Annotated in this window: 17 protein-coding genes; 14 read left to right on the top strand and 3 right to left on the bottom strand. The window is 33.0% G+C overall.

Translation table 11 applies throughout. From position 1 onward, the window contains the following. The first annotated feature begins 153 nt into the window (after positions 1–153). The 14 genes from RDV53_RS05475 to ndk are packed head-to-tail and all read left to right on the top strand — an operon-like array spanning position 154 to position 15439. Positions 154–1275 carry an LPS O-antigen chain length determinant protein WzzB gene (locus tag RDV53_RS05475; protein WP_005695277.1) on the top strand — a complete coding sequence of 374 codons (1122 nt, stop codon included), beginning with the start codon at positions 154–156 and terminating at the stop codon, positions 1273–1275. 1 nt (position 1276) lies between these two features. Next, positions 1277–2512, top strand: a complete 1236-nt coding sequence (locus RDV53_RS05480) for an oligosaccharide flippase family protein (protein ID WP_005695278.1) — start codon at positions 1277–1279, stop codon at positions 2510–2512. A 1-nt stretch (position 2513) separates the two neighbouring features. Next, positions 2514–3404 carry a glycosyltransferase family 2 protein gene (locus RDV53_RS05485; RefSeq protein WP_005695279.1) on the top strand — a complete coding sequence of 297 codons (891 nt, stop codon included), beginning with the start codon at positions 2514–2516 and terminating at the stop codon, positions 3402–3404. After that, entirely contained in the window at positions 3401–4477 is a 1077-nt protein-coding gene (locus tag RDV53_RS05490) for a glycosyltransferase family 4 protein (protein WP_005695280.1), read from the top strand. Before RDV53_RS05485 ends, RDV53_RS05490 begins: the two co-directional genes overlap by 4 nt. Beyond that, entirely contained in the window at positions 4478–5827 is a 1350-nt protein-coding gene (gene wzy, locus RDV53_RS05495) for an O-antigen polysaccharide polymerase Wzy (protein WP_032822521.1), read from the top strand. Beyond that, positions 5824–6924 carry a glycosyltransferase gene (locus tag RDV53_RS05500; protein WP_005695282.1) on the top strand — a complete coding sequence of 367 codons (1101 nt, stop codon included), beginning with the start codon at positions 5824–5826 and terminating at the stop codon, positions 6922–6924. Before wzy ends, RDV53_RS05500 begins: the two co-directional genes overlap by 4 nt. Further along, on the top strand, positions 6894–8054 hold the full coding sequence (locus RDV53_RS05505) for a glycosyltransferase family 4 protein (RefSeq protein WP_005695284.1): 1161 nt from the start codon (positions 6894–6896) through the stop codon (positions 8052–8054). The genes RDV53_RS05500 and RDV53_RS05505 overlap by 31 nt, the downstream gene beginning before the upstream one ends. Beyond that, complete coding sequence (locus RDV53_RS05510) at positions 8054–8959, top strand: NAD-dependent epimerase/dehydratase family protein (RefSeq protein WP_005695285.1); 906 nt, start codon at positions 8054–8056, stop codon at positions 8957–8959. The genes RDV53_RS05505 and RDV53_RS05510 overlap by 1 nt, the downstream gene beginning before the upstream one ends. After that, on the top strand, positions 8959–9507 hold the full coding sequence (locus RDV53_RS05515; RefSeq protein WP_005695286.1) for a sugar transferase: 549 nt from the start codon (positions 8959–8961) through the stop codon (positions 9505–9507). The genes RDV53_RS05510 and RDV53_RS05515 overlap by 1 nt, the downstream gene beginning before the upstream one ends. Positions 9508–9511: 4 nt before the next feature. Beyond that, a complete protein-coding gene (locus RDV53_RS05520; RefSeq protein WP_032822519.1) occupies positions 9512–11407 on the top strand; it encodes a polysaccharide biosynthesis protein in 1896 nt (631 codons plus the stop codon). Between the two features lie 5 nt (positions 11408–11412). Continuing rightward, entirely contained in the window at positions 11413–12660 is a 1248-nt protein-coding gene (locus tag RDV53_RS05525; protein ID WP_005695288.1) for an O-antigen ligase family protein, read from the top strand. Between the two features lie 15 nt (positions 12661–12675). Next, on the top strand, positions 12676–13689 hold the full coding sequence (gene rfbB / locus RDV53_RS05530; protein ID WP_005695289.1) for a dTDP-glucose 4,6-dehydratase: 1014 nt from the start codon (positions 12676–12678) through the stop codon (positions 13687–13689). An 18-nt stretch (positions 13690–13707) separates the two neighbouring features. After that, the gene (pepB, locus tag RDV53_RS05535; RefSeq protein ID WP_005695290.1) at positions 13708–15009 is read left to right on the top strand and encodes an aminopeptidase PepB; all 1302 of its coding nucleotides are present in this window, start codon (positions 13708–13710) and stop codon (positions 15007–15009) included. Positions 15010–15019: 10 nt separating this feature from the next. Beyond that, entirely contained in the window at positions 15020–15439 is a 420-nt protein-coding gene (gene ndk / locus RDV53_RS05540; RefSeq protein ID WP_005695291.1) for a nucleoside-diphosphate kinase, read from the top strand. A gap of 48 nt (positions 15440–15487) precedes the next feature. Here ndk and RDV53_RS05545 read toward each other — a convergent pair whose 3' ends face one another. The 3 genes from RDV53_RS05545 to RDV53_RS05555 all read right to left on the bottom strand — a co-directional run bounded on the left by RDV53_RS05545 (position 15488) and on the right by RDV53_RS05555 (position 18202). Next, on the bottom strand, positions 15488–16219 hold the full coding sequence (locus tag RDV53_RS05545) for an ABC transporter ATP-binding protein (protein ID WP_005695292.1): 732 nt from the start codon (positions 16217–16219) through the stop codon (positions 15488–15490). Then, positions 16212–17189 (bottom strand): FecCD family ABC transporter permease, encoded by a 978-nt coding sequence (locus RDV53_RS05550; RefSeq protein WP_005695293.1) that lies wholly within the window; start codon positions 17187–17189, stop codon positions 16212–16214. Before RDV53_RS05550 ends, RDV53_RS05545 begins: the two co-directional genes overlap by 8 nt. A gap of 227 nt (positions 17190–17416) precedes the next feature. After that, the gene (locus RDV53_RS05555) at positions 17417–18202 is read right to left on the bottom strand and encodes a TroA family protein (RefSeq protein WP_005695294.1); all 786 of its coding nucleotides are present in this window, start codon (positions 18200–18202) and stop codon (positions 17417–17419) included. Between the last annotated feature and the right edge of the window lie 46 nt (positions 18203–18248).

The raw sequence follows: 18248 nt of genomic DNA on the forward strand, positions 1-18248 counted from the left end.
GATTAAATTAACATGGAAAATGCGGCTAATATTAGCCGCATTTTCTTATAAATGTATTAGAACTTACAATACTTTTACATAACTTTTCTTGTTAAGAATAGTGGTGCCCTGTAGAATATAAAATATTTAAGATATTTATAATAGGATATGAGAATGAATGATACTAATTATCAAAAAAATGATGAGATAGATTTAATTGAGTTAATAAGAGCATTATGGAATAAAAAAATTTGGATTTTTCTATCGGCTTTTTTTTGTACGGCTATTGCGGGTGTTTACGCATTTACTGCGAAAGAGCAGTGGACTTCTACTGCAATTATTGTGGCTCCACGTTCAACTGATTTAGGTCATCTATTACCTATACGCGCAGAATATGCTCGTATTATTGGTGATGGTGAATTTTCTGCTGGAGCATTATCTGGTTCATTATATGGTCAATTTAAATACTTCCTTCTTTCTAACGATTTAAAACGCCAGTTCTTAAAACAATCTGTATGGGTGAAAGATTATACGAAGGAGATGACAGAAGAACAAAGACATAGTTATATTGAAAATATAGTCTCTAAGTATTTAGTTGTTCACGAAGTTGATCAGAAGAAAAAAGATTTAACTGAATTAGATAAAATTGGTTTAAAAATAACTTTTTCAGCAGAAACGCCTAAAGAAGCACAATCTGTCCTAATAGAGTATGTCAGTTTTGTAAACCAGTATATTCTTAATCAAACAAACCAAGAGTTTAAACTAGGTTTTAACCTTCGTTTAGATGAACTGAAATTTACTAAAGAACAAATTGAAAAGAGTCTAATAGAAGCAAAAATCGTTCAAGTTGAAAACTTAACAAATGCGTTAGATATCGCAAAAAAAGCGGGAATTAAAGATTTCTCAAGAGGAAATAATAATATTTCTGTACCAGAATATATGTTAGGTGATGCACGTTTAAACATCTCTGATTCTAAATTAGCTGATGGTACATATTTATTTATGCTTGGTGAAAAATACCTTCAAGCGCAATTAGATATTGTGAAAAATAACCCAGTTGTTTATCCAACAAATTATTATAGTACGGAAAGACAGTTGAGTAAGTTAACTAAATTAGCCCCTCAATTAGATTCGGTTGAAAATGTAAAAGCGTATTATTATTTAAGTTCACCAGATTATCCAGTAGTAAAGGATAATCCGAAAAGAGTGTTGATTTCATTAGCTGGCTTTATTTTAGGCTTTATTCTAAGTTCTACTTTCATTGTATTAGGAAACCTATTCACAAAAGCTAAATAAGATGAAGAAAGATATTATAATTAATATTATAGCCCTATTTTTCGAAAAGTTAATAACAGTAGCTTTGATTTTCTATTCGGAGGGAATGATTGCCCGTTTGCTAACGCCAGAAGCATATGGGCAATGGATTTATAGTGTTAATTTTATTTTATTATTAAGCTCTTTAGCATTAGTGATAGGTTCAGAAATTAGCGTTGTTGCATTAGCTAGAAATAAAAGCATATATAAAGAAATCATTTCAGGTACTTTTCTTGTTAGACTATTATTCTCAATAATAGCAATGCTTGTCGCTATATTATATGCTAAGTTCTTTACAAATGATGTTCTTGTTAAAGAGTTTATCTATATTTTATCTTTATACCTTCTTTTAGCAGAGCCTTTTGGCGTTATTACTAACTATTTTCAAGCAAATGTAAAAATTCTACCAGTTACTATAATAAGAATTTCTGGTTTATTTATTAGAGTTTTAGTTATTTATATATTCTTTAACTATTATAGAGATGTAATGCCTTTATTACCTTTATCTCGTGTGTTAGAAATCATTGTTATAGTATGTTCTTTGCAGTGTTTGTTTTTTGTATGTAAAAGCAATTTTAAATTTATTATAAATCTACATGTTATAAGAATATTATTTTTGAGAGGGATAAAACTCTGGCCTGCATTAATCTTCATGTATCTATTTCAACGTTTAGATAGATTTTATATTGAATATTATTTTTCTTTTGATGTGTTGGGTCAATATGGTATTGCGGTACAATTAATGGAGCAAGGATTCTTGTTGTTAGGTATTGTTGTTCAGTCTATATCACCTAAGTTAATATATTTAAAAGCATCTCAAAATGAAATAAGAGGTAATCTATTGAAATTGCTTATTGTCATATTTTTAGTTTCTGTAATATTTTTAATCTTAGGATATGTTTTAATTCCATATTTCATTTTTGTTGTATATGGTGATAACTATAGCTTAGCTTCTGATATATCTAAAGGAATGTTATTTGCAATAATTTTCTTTGGAATAGACACGGTAATTACTCAATATCTTTATAGAGAGAAAAAATCACTTTATATTCTATTAAAATGGATTGCTATGTCTATTATTATGTCTGTTAGCTATTATTTGGCATACTCAGTGGTTAGAATAGAGTCTTTATCCATCGTATATATTATAAACTATATTTTAATGTCGTTAATATCAGTAATTATATTATTAAAAACCTTATCAATAAGAAAGGCCTGAAATGATTAAGTTTACTATTTTTACCCCTGCTTATAATCGAGCTCATACCTTAAGAAGATGCTATGAAAGTATTTTAGCTCAAGATAATTTAGAAGAATTAGAATGGTTATTAATTAATGATGGCTCGAATGATAATACAGATGATATTGTGGATTCTTTAATTTCTGAAAATAAGTTAAATATTCGCTATATAAAGCAAGAAAATAGTGGAAAACAATTTTCTTGGAATAAGGCTATATCTCTGGCTAAAGGGTTGTATTTTATTGGATTAGACTCTGATGATACTTTTAGAGAGAATTCTTTATTTAGCATTATATCAGATTGCAATAATTTACTAGATAAAGATAATATAGTAGGAATTAGATGTTTAGCTATTAATAATATGACAAATAAGCCAAGTGGTCGCTTAATAGAGAATAAGTTAATTGAAATGACTTGGTTTGATGAATTTTCGAATAGTAAAAATTTTGGTGAGAGAATAGATATACTAAAAACGGATGTTATAAAAAAATTCTTATATCCAGTTGATTCTGATATAATATTTATCCCTGAGATATGGTTCTATATAAAATTAGCTAAGAAAGGATATAAGTTTATTTATTCTCCTAAAGCATTACGGGTATTTTTTGATGATGCGACTGAAAATAGACTAAGTAGAAGTAATATATTTAAGCATGCTAAAGGACATTATATTTCTAGAAGTGCAATGATAAAAGACATTCCGTTATTAATTTGGATTAAAAACCCACTTTCATATATAAAAACGATTATTAGATTCTCACAAATGGCAAAATACTTAAATAAATCTTTGGTAGAAAGAGCATCTGACTCAAACTATTTTAGTGCTATCTTGAGTTATTTGATTGGATTTTTTATTAAGGTAGAAAAATGAAAACAATCTGTTTCTTTTGTGGTAACTTAAATAATGCAGGCGGTACAGAGCGTGTTTCCACTTCTGTTGCAAATGCTTTAGCAGAAAAAGGTTATAATGTCTTAATGTTAAATTTATGGGAAGGAGATAAACCTTTCTTTGATTTAAACAAAAAAATCAAGAGCTCACAGTTATATTCACAACGTGTTTCATTTTCTAAACAATATTTGCAAACCATATTGAAGTTAAGAATTTTTTTAAAAGAGAATAAAGTAGATACTTTAGTTGTTGTTGAATCAATGCTATCGCTTTTTTCCTTGCCTGCTAAGATTGGATTAGTGATAAATCATATCACTTGGGAGCATTTTAATTATAATGTTACTCTTGGACAAAAAGGACGAGCGCTATCTCGTCATTTATCTCGCTTATTTTCAAATAAAATTGTGACTTTAACAGAGGCAGATAAACAAATTTGGGAAAAGAAAACCATTGGTAAGGCAGAAATTATTGCAATCTCTAATCCTTCTCCTTATGCTATTTCTGAGCATATTCCTTCTCAAATGAATAAGACGGTTCTGGCGGTTGGTAGATTAACTTATCAAAAAGGTTTTGATCTTCTTATTCAAGCTTGGAAATTAGTTAAAAATGAACCGCACTTTTCAGAATGGAAGTTAAATATTGTAGGTGAGGGAGAAGATAAAAAATTACTTGAACAAATTATATTAGACTTAGAGCTTTCTACTTCTGTAAATTTATTTCCATTTAGTAATACGTTATCAGAATATTATGAATCATCTTCTGTCTATGCCTTAAGCTCTCGTTTTGAAGGATTGGGAATGGTGTTAATGGAGGCTCAATCCTTCGGGTTGCCTGCTGTTTCATTTGATTGTGAGTTTGGACCAAGCGAAATTATTGATCATAATAAATCAGGTTTTTTATGCAATCCAGAAGATGTTTCTGATTTAGCATTAAAACTAAAAGCATTAATGAGCTTATCAGAACAAGAGTATAATGGTATGGTTTCTTATGCTAAAAAAACTGTTGGTAAATTTTCTTTAGATAAGATTATAGATAAATGGGAAAAGATTGTATAAATGTCACTTTATGTAAAGAATAATAATATTATTCTATTGATTTTTTTGGTTTTTATATATTTAATTTCGTTAGCCTCACTATATTTTGTTAGTTATGGTAACTATATTATTTCATTTTCTTTTGTTTTGGCAATTTCTTTAGTTTTTATTTTTGGGATTTTAAATGGGGATAGAATATTTTCATTAAAGTATATTTATATTTATGGGTTTGTTTTATTTATTGGTGGAAGATTTATTGCATATTTGCTTAATAAAAATATAGATGTTTTTAAATTTGATTTTGGTTTGGTATATGAATTAGATGCTAGTGTTGATAAGTTTTATCTATTCACATTAGTGTATGGTTCGATTTTTTTCTTTATATTTGCTAATGTCATTAATAGAAATAACTTTATAGATCTTGGTGTAAGGTTATTCTTATTGAATAAAAGTTTAATATATATTTTTACTCTATTTTTATGTTGCTTTGTACTGAAGGATAACTTGGCTAATATTTTTCGTTCCTTATCAGAAGGATATTTATCACTATATAGTGCTCAATCTGAACAATATTCAACTCCTTTATCTCTAATTGTTAGTGCAGTATTAATTTCAATGATAGGATTACTATATATAGAAAATAGTCATCAGATGCGATTCAAAGTGATTATCATATTTTTTATATTTGTACAATTATTGACAATTATCACTGGTTCTAGAGGCGGTTTTGTTAGTGTTATATTACTTTCTGGGTGGCTCTTTCTAAGAGAAAAAAGATTTTCACTAAAATCTGTTTTTTTATTAACTATGTTTGCTATTTTTCTTGTTATTTTTGTTAATATGCTATTAAGTTTTTCGAGTAGAAGTAGCGAGGAAGGGAGTATTTTAGAAATTATTACAAATAACCTAAATAATCAAGGCATTAGCCTTATGGTTTTTGACTTAAGTACTAGAACACAAGACTATCCTTTTCCTGCATTTTTAAAAACAATTATACCTGGTAGTCAGCTATTCTTTCATTATTTTATAGGGGATGTTCAAGTTTATGATGTAAGTTTTCCCCATTATCTTACTTTTATTTCAGCACCAGATTTGTATGACCAAGGGTATGGCTTTGGTTGGGCTTTATTATCTGATTTTTATGTTTTCTCATTCTCAAATCTAGCATTATTTTTTATTCTTAATTTTTTATGGGGAAGGTTAATTTATAACTTAGATAACTATGATAGAAAATCATATTATAAAGGTTTATCATTTATTTTCGCTACTCAAATCTTTATGATAAGCAGGGCATCTATATCAACACTGATTGCTTGTTCAATTATTTATAGCATTTTTTATTTAATCTTCTTCAGAGCTAGAAAAAAATGAAAATATTACTACTCATTACAGGGTTAGGCATTGGCGGAGCGGAAAAACAAGTTTGTGATTTAGCAGATAAATTTGCTCAGTTCGGTTATCAAGTAAAATTAATTTCTCTGAGCAAAGCTTTTTCTGAACAAACACTTCCGAAAAATAATCAGATAGAAATAAGTTATCTCAATATGACTAAAGAGCCATTAAGTTTAGTGAGAGCTTATTTTCAGTTAAGAAATGAAATTAAAATTTTTAAACCGGATGTGATTCACTCTCATATGTTTCATGCTAATTTAATGGCAAGACTTATAAGATTATCAACTAAAGTTGATCGACTTATTTGCACTGCCCATAGTAAAAATGAAGGTGGAGCATTAAGAATGACTTTGTATCGTTTCACTAATTTTCTCTCTGATATTAATACCAATGTAAGCCAAGATGCTGTTAATGCTTTTATAGAGAAGAAAGCGGTTAAAAAAGATCAAATGATTGCAATGGAAAATGGTATAGATACTTCTCTCTTTAAAAAAGATGGTGCAATGAGAGAAAATATGCACCTATCTTTACCGTTGATAAAAAATAATTATGTATTTTTAGCAGTTGGACGATTAACTGATCCTAAAGATTATCCTAATTTACTTAAAGCATTTTCAATTGTGAATAAACAAAAGCCGAATACTTGTTTATTGATAGCTGGTATCGGGGAATTAGAGCAAGAATTAAAACAATACACTGTTCAATTGGGTATCTCTGAAAAAGTATCTTTTTTAGGATTGAGACGTGATATTAATCAATTAATGAATATTGCGGATACTTATGTTATGTCTTCGCATTTTGAAGGATTACCGCTTGTAATTGGTGAGGCAATGGCAACTGAAAATGTGATTGTTGCTACTGATTGTGGTGGAACACGCGAAGTGATAGACGATAATGGTTTCCTGGTGCCGATTCGAAATAGCGAGGCTTTAGCAAATGCAATGCTACAATCAATGGATTTAACAGAAGAAGAGCGGTCTATTTTAGGGAAGAAATCGCGAGAACATATCCTTAAGTATTATTCATTAGATGCTGTTGTAAATAAATGGCTGAACTTATATCAAGAGAAAAAATGAAAAAGAAAATTGCAATTATCGTGAATGAGGTTTCGACTTTATTACATTTTAGAAAAGAATTAGTACTTGACCTTGTAAAAGAAGGCTACGAAGTTTTCTGCTTGGCAGAAGGGTATGAACCTTCTACTAAAGAAATCATTGTCAGCTGGGGAGCAAAACCTGTTGAGCATAATTTAAAAAGAAGTAACCTTAATCCTTTAGCCGATATTATTGAAGTTTTTAAATTAAGAAAAATATTAAAGGATATTGAACCTGATATGGTGCTTACTTGTTTTGTAAAACCTGTAATTTTTGCTTCTTTAGCGGCAAAATTGGCAGGTATTAAAAAGCGGGTAGGAATGATTGAAGGCTTAGGCTATGCTTTCACACCTTCCACCGAGAAGAAAGGATTAAAAGCTAAAATTATTAAATTTTTGCAAATACAACTCTATAAGATCGCCTTACCAACATTAGATAAAGTGTTATTCTTAAATCCTGATGATCAGAGAGATCTTTTAATTGAGAATAATATTAAGGTTAAGTCTACAGAAATATTAGGTGGCATCGGCGTAAATTTAGATTATTATCGCTATTCTGAACCTAAAATTAAAACTGATGTTTCATTTATTTTCTTAGGTCGATTATTAAGAGAAAAAGGAATTTTTGAATTTTTAGAAGCAGCTAAGGTTGTTAAAAAAGAGAAGACAAATACTCAATTTCTTGTATTGGGACAAATTGATAAACAAAATCCTACTGCAATGTCAGAAGAAAAATTACAAGAGTATATTGATGCCAATATCATTGAATATTTAGGATATGTAAAAAACGTTCCAGATTATATTGAAAAAGTAGATGTTTTTGTGCTTCCTTCTTATCGAGAAGGCGTGCCCAAAAGCACACAAGAAGCAATGGCGATGGGCAAGGTCATTTTAACCACGGATGTACCAGGTTGTAGAGAAACTGTAGTTGATGGTGTGAATGGTTTCTTAGTGCCACTTTTCTCTGCTGAAAAATTAGCTGAAAAGATGCTTGAGTTAATTAATAAACCTATTCTTGTTCGTTCAATGGGCATTGAAAGTCGTAGAATAGCAGAAGAAAAATTTGATGTAAGAAAAGTTAACAAAAGAATTATCTCTATTTTGGAAGAATAATGATGAAGAAAATTATTATAACAGGTGCTTCAGGCTTTATTGGGAAAAGTTTTTTTAATCATTTTAAGAAAAAAAATGCTGTACAGGTTGAAACATTATCTTTACGAAATAACTGGGTGTTAAATAAAAATGCTGATGTGCTAATCCATTTAGCCGCTAAGTCAAGTGATAGTTATAAAACTTCGGATGAAAAAGAATATTTTGAAGTGAATCGAGATTTAACAATTAAACTTTTCCAAGCATTTTTAGATTCTAAGATTAAAGATTTTATTTACTTTAGTAGTGCTAAGGTTATTACAGATAATGCTGCTGATTGTTTAACAGAAGAAACTCCATTAAATCCAATGAGCGTTTATGGACGATCTAAAAAAGCTGCTGAAGAATATTTATTGGCTCATAAATTACCAGAAGGCAAGAGATTACTAATTATTAGACCTTGCTTAGTTCATGGAGAAGGAAATCATGGCAACTTAATTGCATTGTATAAATTAGTTAAAAAAGGTTTGCCTTGGTTCTTTGCTGTTTTTGAGAATAAACGCTCTTTTTTACATATTGATAATTTAATTTATTGTATTGACAAATTATTAGAAGATAGAAATATTACTTCTGGCGTTTATAATATTGCTGATGATCAACCGATTTCAACAAATGAGCTTATTTCATTAATGGGCGAAGTTGCTAAGAAACGCGTGCGGTTATGGGCTATTCCTAGTGGTTTGGTATCTACTGCTTTTAAAGTTGGAGATATATTACACCTTCCGATTAACACGAATATTTTAAATAAACTTACTGGAAACTTTTTTATTTCTAACCAGAAATTAAAAGATGCTATAAATGTTGAGAAATTACCTTTTTCTACTCAGGAAGGACTTCTAAAAACACTTAATTCAATTAAGGATAAATAATGATTAGATTACTTGATATATTACTTTCTCTTGTTGGGCTTATTTTAACTTCGCCCATACTCTTAATTGTTACTATTCTAGGTTATTTTGAAACAAAATCTCCGATTTTTATTCAAGAACGAGTTGGTAAGAATAAAAAATCTTTTAAATTAATCAAGTTTAGGACAATGGCTGTTGATACAAAGTCTGTGGCAAGTCATTTAGTGGGAACTGCTTCAATTACTAAATTAGGTGGTTTTCTGAGAAAAACAAAGATTGATGAATTGCCACAATTAATTAATGTTTTAAAAGGTGAAATGAGTTTAGTTGGACCGCGACCTAATCTATTTAATCAGCATGATGTAATTCAAGCTCGTGAAGAATATAATGTATACCGTGCATTACCAGGGATTACAGGGTTAGCTCAAATTCAGGAGATCGATATGTCAATGCCTGAGCTTTTAGCAAAAACAGATAACGAAATGATTGAAACTTTAACGGTTAAGTCTTATTTCCAATATATTGCCATGACTGCTTTAGGAAAAGGAGCTGGTGATAGAGCCAGATGATGTTATGTTAGACTATTTTGTATTTGAATTATCTAGATCTAAAAAGAGAATTATTAGTTTAGTTATTGATACGATCTTAATTATTACTTCATTTTTCTTTGCATATTGGACTAGGTTAGGAGATATTACGGCATTTGATAATCATCAGATCTGGTTCGCATTGACAGGAACATTAATTGTTACATTGATTGCATTTGTTAAATTAGGATTATATAGAGCGGTATTACGTTACATTTCTTTTAAAGCCTTAGCTATGATAGCTATAGGTGCTTTAATTTCATCTATAAGTTTAGTTCTATTTTCATTCTTTATTGATTCATTTATTCCTAGGACAGTTCCACTTATTTATTTTTCTTACGTATTTTTATTATGTGGTGGCGTAAGAATGTTGGTTCGCTATTATATTGGGTTATTACTTGATAAGGATAATGACTCGATTCTTATCTATGGTGCTGGCTCAAATGGACGACAACTTGCGGTAATGTTAAAACATTCCTATCGTTATCGTATCAGAGGTTTCATTGATGATAATGTGAAGTTATATGGCACTTACCTTTTGGGAAATAAAATATTTTCACCAAATGATATCTCAAAGCTTGTTCAAAAATATCATATTAAAGTTATTTTGTTAGCGATTCCTAGTGCATCACGTAGCGAGCGTAAAGCAATAATTGATAGCTTAATTCCTTTAAAAATTAAGGTTCAAACTATTCCAGATATGGAAGATATCTTGCAAGGGAATGCAAAAATTGATGAGCTGCGAGAGGTTCACATTGAGGATTTGTTAGGTCGAGAACCAGTATTGCCAAATAAAGATTTATTACAAAAAAATATTCATCGTAAAGCTGTTATGGTAACAGGAGCTGGTGGTTCAATAGGCTCTGAGTTATGTCGTCAAATTATTTTAAATGAGCCAAATGCTTTAATTTTATTTGAACTTTCAGAATTTTCTCTTTATTCCATTCATCAAGAGTTATTAGAGATTGCGAAGAAAAATAATATTACAAACACTAAAATTTATCCTGTTTTAGGAAATGTACAGGATATTGAACGCGTAGATCGCGTTTTATCTCATTTTAATATTGATAGTATTTATCATACTGCAGCATATAAGCATGTTCCTTTGGTTGAGTATAATATGATTGAAGGTGTGCAAAATAATGTGTTTGGTACATATAATGTCGCAAGATGTGCAGCAGAACATGGTGTTAAGTCTTTTGTTCTAATTTCAACAGATAAGGCTGTTCGCCCAACAAATGTAATGGGGGCAAGTAAGCGTATGGCTGAGCTGTGTTTGCAGGCATTATCAGAACAATTAAAAGACTACCAAACTTGTTTCAGTATGGTTCGTTTTGGTAATGTACTCGGCTCATCTGGTTCAGTTATTCCATTGTTTAGAAAGCAAATTCTAAAAGGTGGTCCTATTACTATTACACATCCTGATATTATTCGCTATTTCATGACTATTCCTGAAGCGGCTCAGCTTGTTATTCAGGCTGGAGCAATGGCAAAAGGTGGTGATGTTTTCATTTTAGATATGGGTGAACCAGTTAAAATAGTAGATTTAGCTAAAAACTTAGTTCAGTTATCAGGACTCTCAGTTAAGGATGAAAACAACCCGAAAGGTGATGTTGAGATTACTTATACTGGGTTGCGACCAGGAGAGAAGTTGTATGAAGAATTGTTAATTGGTGGAGACAACGTTCGTAAAACAAGCCACCCCCGTATCATGACTGCTGAAGAGGTTTATTTACCGTTTGAGCAATTATCTGAAGTATTGGCTGAATTAGAGAGTTCTTGCAGAGATGCCAATTATATGGCTATTCGTCAAACATTGCTAAATGCTCCTACAGGTTTTAACCCGACTACAGAAATTGTAGATGTATTATATAAGGATTGAGATTTATGCATAATATAGGAGTTTTCCCTAAGTTATTTATTAATGCATCTATATTTTTATTTTTTACTTTACTTTTGATATTCCCTAAAGGATATAACTACGGCTCGACTGCTTTATTAATTTTAAGTGTATTATTTTTGTGTTATTTACTCTATAAGAGAGCAAGTTTCTCAGCAATAGTGAAGCAGAATAAAGCTATTTTTGTTGTGACTACTTTTTATTTTTTAGTTTCGCTTTTCTTTATTTTTTTTCATGGAGAAAAATTTAACTTAATTGATAATCCACTAAGAGCATTTTTATTTCTTTCTGTAATTATTTTTATCGCTTATAGTTCAGTTAAATTTGATATATTGCTCTATAGCATTCCTTTAGGTTCTTTTATTTCAGGTATTGTAGCACTCTATCAGTATTATATTTTAAACTTAGAAAGTGCTTTTTATAACCAAATGAAGATCCAGTCTGGGGATATGGCGATGTCATTAGGCTTATTTAGTTTTGTTATTGCATTTCATTTATTAGATGTAAATAAATATAAGCAAAAACTGGTTGCGTTAGTAATCCTCTTTGGAATATTCGGAGTTTTAGCAAGTCTACTTTCTTTTGCTAGAGGAGGATGGATTGGAGTCCCAATTTTATTACTAATTCTTATTTTCTTATATAGACATTTATTATCTAAGAAACTTCTATTAGGTGGAATCACTTTTTTATGTATTATCTCAGTAGTATTAACAGTAAATAATAAATTTGTTAATCGCCTATCTGAAGCACAATATGAATTAAAATTATATTTATCTGGAGATAATAAGGTAAGTTCTATTGGAGAGCGCCTAGATATGTGGACGATTGGTTCAAAAGCTTTTTTAGAACACCCAATTTCTGGGTGGAGTTTAAAAGAATTAGATTATTATAAAAAAGATTTAGCTGATAAAGATGTTGTAACTAAGGCGTCAATCTCGTTTTTACATTTACATAATCAATTTATAGACGAATTAGCAAAGAAAGGGATATTGGGAGGAATTGCCATATTAAGTATTTTTATTGTCCCTTTACACTTATTCTACAGAAAAGTAGTGGGCCAGGGGAATAAAAGAATAAAATTTATTTCGATATTAGGTATTATTCATGTACTATCAACGATTATTTACTGCATGAGTCAGGCATTTCTTGCACATAATTCAGGAAATATCTTTTACTTCTTTGTTCTATTTCTATTTTATTCTTTCATGGTTAATGAAAGTACTAGATCTGAATAAATTCTACTTCCTTTTATGAGCAAAAGAATTCTCATCACCGGTGGTTCCGGTTTCATCGGTTCCGCTCTTATTCGGTATATTATTAATCAGACTCAATATTCCGTTATCAATATTGATAAGCTGACATATGCGGCAAATCAATCATCTTTGAAAGAGGTAGAAAATAATCCTCGCTATGCTTTTGAGCAAATTGATATTTGTGATCTTAAGGCTATAGGAAACATTTTTGAAAAATATCAGCCAGATGCGGTGATGCATTTGGCGGCAGAAAGTCATGTTGACCGTTCTATTACGGGAGCGGCTGATTTTATTCAAACCAATATTGTTGGTACTTATACATTGTTAGAGGTTGTTAAGAATTATTGGCATACCTTAGACAAAGCTAAAAAAACGACCTTTCGATTCCATCATATTTCTACAGATGAAGTGTATGGGGATTTATCCTTTTCTGAACCGGCCTTTACTGAACATTCCCCTTATCATCCGAGTAGCCCTTATTCAGCCTCAAAAGCGGCAAGTGACCATTTGGTGCACGCTTGGCATCGCACTTATGGTTTGCCGGTGATTATCACAAACAGTTCCAATAACTATGGGGCTTATCAACACGCTGAAAAGCTTATCCCTTTAATGATTTCAAATGCTGTGATGGGAAAGCCTTTGCCTATTTATGGTGATGGGCGGCAAATTCGTGATTGGTTATTTGTGGAAGATCATGTTCAAGCCTTATATTTAGTTTTGACAAAAGGTCGAGTCGGGGAAAGTTATAATATTGGTGGAAATTGTGAAAAAACGAACCTTGAAGTAGTTAAAATGATTTGTGAACTACTCGAAGAACTGGTGCCAAATAAGCCTAATCACATTAAGTATTACGAAGATTTAATTACTTTTGTAAAAGACCGACCAGGTCACGATGTACGATATTCATTAGATTGTTCTAAAATTCATGCAGAATTAGGTTGGCAACCGCAAATAACCTTTGAACAAGGACTTCGTCAGACGGTAAAATGGTACCTAGAGAATAATAGATAAATAAAGGAGAAGAACCTCATGCAAATTACATTATCAACTACTCCCTCTTCGGAGAGTTGGGGCAAAAATGCCATTTTAAGTTTTAATCAAGATCAAGCCGTTATTCATCTTAAAGATGATGAAAAATCGAACCTTGTTTTAGTCCAAAAAGCCGCACGTAAGTTACGTGGGCAAGGCATTAAAGACGTTGAACTTGTGGGGGATGCATGGGAATTAGAAAATTGCTGGGCATTTTATCAAGGTTTTTACTCGGCGAAGCAAGATTATTCTGTTGAATTTCCTCATTTAGATGATGAGCCACAAGATGAATTATTAGCTCGTATCGAGTGCGGTGATTTTGTGCGTGGCATTATTAATGAACCGGCACAAACCCTTACGCCGGTTAAATTAGCTGAACGCGCGGCTGAGTTTATTTCTAAACAAGCCGAAAGTTATGCCGATAAAAGTGCGGTCAGTTTTCAAATCATTTATGGTGAAGCATTAAAAGAGCAGGGCTATCACGGGATCTTTACTGTGGGTCGAGGTTCTGTTAATCCACCAGCTATGTTGCAATTAGATTTTAACCCAACTAATGATCCAAATGCGCCCGTATTAGCCTGTCTAGTGGGTAAAGGTATTACTTTTGACAGTGGTGGTTACAGCATCAAACCAAGTGATGGCATGAGCACTATGCGTACTGATATGGGCGGCGCTGCGTTATTAACAGGCGCGCTAGGATTTGCTATTGCACACGGTTTAAATCAACGTGTAAAACTCTATCTATGCTGTGCGGAAAACTTGGTGAGCGGTAATGCATTCAAATTGGGTGATATCATCACGTATAAAAATGGTGTAACCGCTGAAATTTTAAATACTGATGCGGAAGGGCGTTTAGTATTAGCAGACGGTTTAATTGAAGCTGATAGCCAAAATCCACAATTTATTGTCGATTGTGCAACCTTAACCGGTGCGGCGAAAGTCGCTGTCGGTAATGATTACCACAGTGTACTTTCTATGGATGATGCGTTAGTAAATAGCTTATTTCAAGCCGCCAAAGAAGAAAATGAACCATTCTGGCGTTTACCTTTTGAAGCGTTTCATCGTAGCCAAATCACGTCTTCTTTTGCTGATATCGCAAATACAGGTACAGCACCAGTTGTGGCGGGGGCAAGTACTGCAACAGCATTTTTATCGTATTTTGTGAAGAACTATCAACAACGTTGGTTGCATATTGATTGTTCGGCCACTTATCGTAAATCAGGTAGTGATTTATGGGCGGTTGGTGCAACCGGAATTGGTGTGAAAACTTTAGCAAATTTATTAGTAACGAAAGCAAGTTAAGTAGGATTTTATGACAGAACGTACTTTTTCAATTATCAAACCCGATGCAGTAAAGCGTCATTTAATTGGTGCTATTTTAGGACGTTTTGAATCACAGGGATTCCGTGTCGTTGCCCTTAAAATGGTGCAATTAACCAAAGAACAGGCGGAAGGTTTCTATGCAGAACATCAAGGTAAACCATTTTTTGACCCGTTGGTGGAGTATATGCTCTCTGGCCCGATAGTGGTTTCTGTATTGGAAAAAGAAAATGCCGTAAAAGATTACCGCACTTTGATTGGTTCAACGAATCCAGCTGAGGCGGCAGAAGGTACTATCCGTAAAGACTTCGCGTTAAGCCAGCGTGAAAACTCTGTTCATGGTTCTGATAGCATTGAAAGCGCAAAACGAGAAATTGCTTATTTCTTCGTAGATTCAGAAATCCAACCGTAATTCATTTCTATAAAAAAGCACTTAGTGAATCGCTAAGTGCTTTTATTTTTATTGCTTTTCAATTTTTGAGATAGTCTTTTCCAGAGGATCAATCTCAGCACGAATATGAAAGGCTTTCGCCAAATTTTCCGCATTTAATACGGCTTGCGTTTCACCGACTGCTAACAATTTGCCTTGTTCTAATAGAATAATTTCATCACAAAATTGATAAGCCAATGAAAGGTGATGAATTGCGACGATGCATGTGTGTTGTGGTGTGAGTGATTTAAGCTGTTCCATCATATCAATTTGATAATAAGGGTCGAGTGGCGCAATCGGCTCATCGACCAATAAAACGGGGGATTCTTTAATACTGCAACGAGCAAGTTGTACTCGTGCTTTTTCGCCTCCAGAAAGTTGTTGAAATGGCTTATCGAGTAAATGTGTTACCGCAAATTTTTCTGAAAACGCTTGAATTTTTGACCGCTCTTTTTCTTTTGGTAATGGAGCTGCCAAGCCTAATGCAATCACATCATAAACGGATAAATCCCAATGAATTTGTGTATTCTGTGCGAGGTAAGCAATGTGTTGGCTTTTTTCAGTCGCGTTCATCTTACTTAATGGCTGAGCATCAAACCAGATTTCTCCTTGTTTGAGGGGCAAGATGCCCGCAATGGTTTTTAATAAGGTAGATTTCCCCGCACCATTGGCACCCATAATGCCAATCAATTTACCTGATGGAAGCGTACAGTTGATGTCATTTAAGCAATAGGATTGGGTGAGTTTTTCAATTCTAATCATAGATTTTTCTCTGTTGCGTTAATAACATCCAAATCAAGCAAGGGGCACCGATAAGTGCGGTCAATGTGCCGATGTAAATATGTGAAAATAGTGGGATATATAAAATCGCCAAATCAGCCAATAAGAGCAGTAAAGCCCCAATTAACGCGCTGGTGAGATAAAGTTGTGATGGGCGAGCTTTCAGTAAAATACGGGCGAAGTGTGGCGCGATTAAGCCGATAAAGCCAATAGTGCCGGTTTGCGGAATGGTTGCCCCAACTAATAAAGCCACACCAAAGGTACTGATGAAAAAGCTACGTTTTGGATCCACGCCCATTGTGCTCGCTGTTTCTTCACCAAAGGTGAGTAAATCTAAGTATCGGCGAGTGTGGTATAAACAGAAAATTCCCGCCAAAACAATCTGGAGTGAAATAAGCAGGGTATCTAATTTAGCCCACATTAATGAGCCTTGTAACCAACGATAAAGTTCAGCTAATGCCCATGGGCTTTCCGCGTTGGAAAGCAGTAATGCGATTGCTGATCCAAGCAACATATTGACCGCTAAACCACTTAGAATCATCATCGTAGTGCCGTAGTTTTGGGCGATCAAATACACGATTAAAAAGCTTAAAAGTGCACCAATCACACCACCGGCTAAGAGCAGTGAAAATGGCACGGAAAAATAATAAAGGATAAATACACTAGCCGCTGTGGCTCCAGAACTACTACCAAGTAAGCCAGGACTGGCTAATGGATTTTGGAAAATACCTTGCATCGCATTGCCCGCTATTGCTAGGCTAGCGCCCGTCAATAAAGCTAAACCAATGCGTGGAAAACGAATATCCCACAGTACCATCGAGCGCATATCCGTGAGCACACCATCCGCATTTTTGAGATGGGCAAAGTCGCCGAGCTGATGATAAATCGCAAAGCCGCTAATCAACAGCAACGCGAAGAAAAGTGCGGTATTTAATTTTAGTGTTTTGGTCAATGATCAATTTCCTATGTAATCCAAATATCATTTGTTAATTTGATTTTGTCGAATCTCCCCTAACCCCTCTTTGCTAAAGAGGGGGATTATAGTGTCGGGATTTATAATTCTGATGTTTTATTTTAATCATTTATACATAAAAATTGTAATTACATCACCCTAGGTTAATTTAATAATGAAATCCCCCTCTTTAGCAAAGAGGGGTTAGGGGAGATTTGTCAGCTACATTATTTTAATTGTTGATAAATCTTCTCCGCCCCTTGCCACACGCCATGATCGAAGCAATAGGTATATTTCATTGGGATGCTGACAAGCGGTTGGTTTTTGAAGAAATCTTGCAACATAGGGTGGTGCAGTAATTCGGCTTGTGCATTGTAACCTTGTTTGTCAGTCAGAGAAATCAGTACATTTGGTTGGCTTAAAATCACTTTTTCTAACGAGAAATTTTGTGCGGTAAGTGGTGTTTTTAACGGTGTTAATCCGAGTAAACTTAACAGCACGGGATATTGCGGATAATAACTTTCTACCACACCAGTTTCTGACAAAATCAGTGTGTCAGTAAGCGGTCGATTTAAATGAAAGTTTTGCGATTTGAGTTTTGTCACTAAATCAGCCGCCTTTTGCTCATTACCCAGTTGTTTGCCTAATTCTAGAATCAGCGCAAATAATTCATCAGGCGTTTGTGGGCTGTCGTTAATGGGAATAATCTTCACACCGAGTTTTTTCAGCTCTGTGACTAATTGTGGATAAAAGGTTTCATTAATCAGAATAGTTTTATCCAAATAGGGCAATAATTCCGTTAATTGCGGTTCCAGAACAGGTTTATCGGTATTGATTTTGTCTAACATCATCAACGGTTTTTTCGAATAAGGTGACTGTGCGGCAATTTGCGATGATTCAGCCAGTTCAATAAGCAGCCTGTCACTGCAAAGTGTGAGCGAGACAAATTGTTCCGAAGCCTGAGCGGTAAACGGAAGGAAAAGTGCGGTTAAAATTAAGCGAGTTTTTTGCATATGGATAATGATACGCTACGCCATCAAGAATGTAAAAAGGCGTGCT

Origin of the sequence: Haemophilus parainfluenzae ATCC 33392 (assembly GCF_031191205.1) — a bacterium.
Lineage (GTDB): Bacteria > Pseudomonadota > Gammaproteobacteria > Enterobacterales > Pasteurellaceae > Haemophilus_D > Haemophilus_D parainfluenzae.

Excerpts from the sequence above, each read along its gene's own strand:
- RDV53_RS05475 (WP_005695277.1), top strand. The coding sequence starts at position 154 with ATGAATGATACTAATTATCAAAAAAATGATGAGATAGATTTAATTGAG.
- RDV53_RS05480 (WP_005695278.1), top strand. The coding sequence starts at position 1,277 with ATGAAGAAAGATATTATAATTAATATTATAGCCCTATTTTTCGAAAAG.
- RDV53_RS05485 (WP_005695279.1), top strand. The coding sequence starts at position 2,514 with ATGATTAAGTTTACTATTTTTACCCCTGCTTATAATCGAGCTCATACC.
- RDV53_RS05490 (WP_005695280.1), top strand. The coding sequence starts at position 3,401 with ATGAAAACAATCTGTTTCTTTTGTGGTAACTTAAATAATGCAGGCGGT.
- wzy (WP_032822521.1), top strand. The coding sequence starts at position 4,478 with ATGTCACTTTATGTAAAGAATAATAATATTATTCTATTGATTTTTTTG.
- RDV53_RS05500 (WP_005695282.1), top strand. The coding sequence starts at position 5,824 with ATGAAAATATTACTACTCATTACAGGGTTAGGCATTGGCGGAGCGGAA.
- RDV53_RS05505 (WP_005695284.1), top strand. The coding sequence starts at position 6,894 with ATGGCTGAACTTATATCAAGAGAAAAAATGAAAAAGAAAATTGCAATT.
- RDV53_RS05510 (WP_005695285.1), top strand. The coding sequence starts at position 8,054 with ATGATGAAGAAAATTATTATAACAGGTGCTTCAGGCTTTATTGGGAAA.
- RDV53_RS05515 (WP_005695286.1), top strand. The coding sequence starts at position 8,959 with ATGATTAGATTACTTGATATATTACTTTCTCTTGTTGGGCTTATTTTA.
- RDV53_RS05520 (WP_032822519.1), top strand. The coding sequence starts at position 9,512 with ATGTTAGACTATTTTGTATTTGAATTATCTAGATCTAAAAAGAGAATT.
- RDV53_RS05525 (WP_005695288.1), top strand. The coding sequence starts at position 11,413 with ATGCATAATATAGGAGTTTTCCCTAAGTTATTTATTAATGCATCTATA.
- rfbB (WP_005695289.1), top strand. The coding sequence starts at position 12,676 with ATGAGCAAAAGAATTCTCATCACCGGTGGTTCCGGTTTCATCGGTTCC.
- pepB (WP_005695290.1), top strand. The coding sequence starts at position 13,708 with ATGCAAATTACATTATCAACTACTCCCTCTTCGGAGAGTTGGGGCAAA.
- ndk (WP_005695291.1), top strand. The coding sequence starts at position 15,020 with ATGACAGAACGTACTTTTTCAATTATCAAACCCGATGCAGTAAAGCGT.
- RDV53_RS05545 (WP_005695292.1), bottom strand. The coding sequence starts at position 16,219 with ATGATTAGAATTGAAAAACTCACCCAATCCTATTGCTTAAATGACATC.
- RDV53_RS05555 (WP_005695294.1), bottom strand. The coding sequence starts at position 18,202 with ATGCAAAAAACTCGCTTAATTTTAACCGCACTTTTCCTTCCGTTTACC.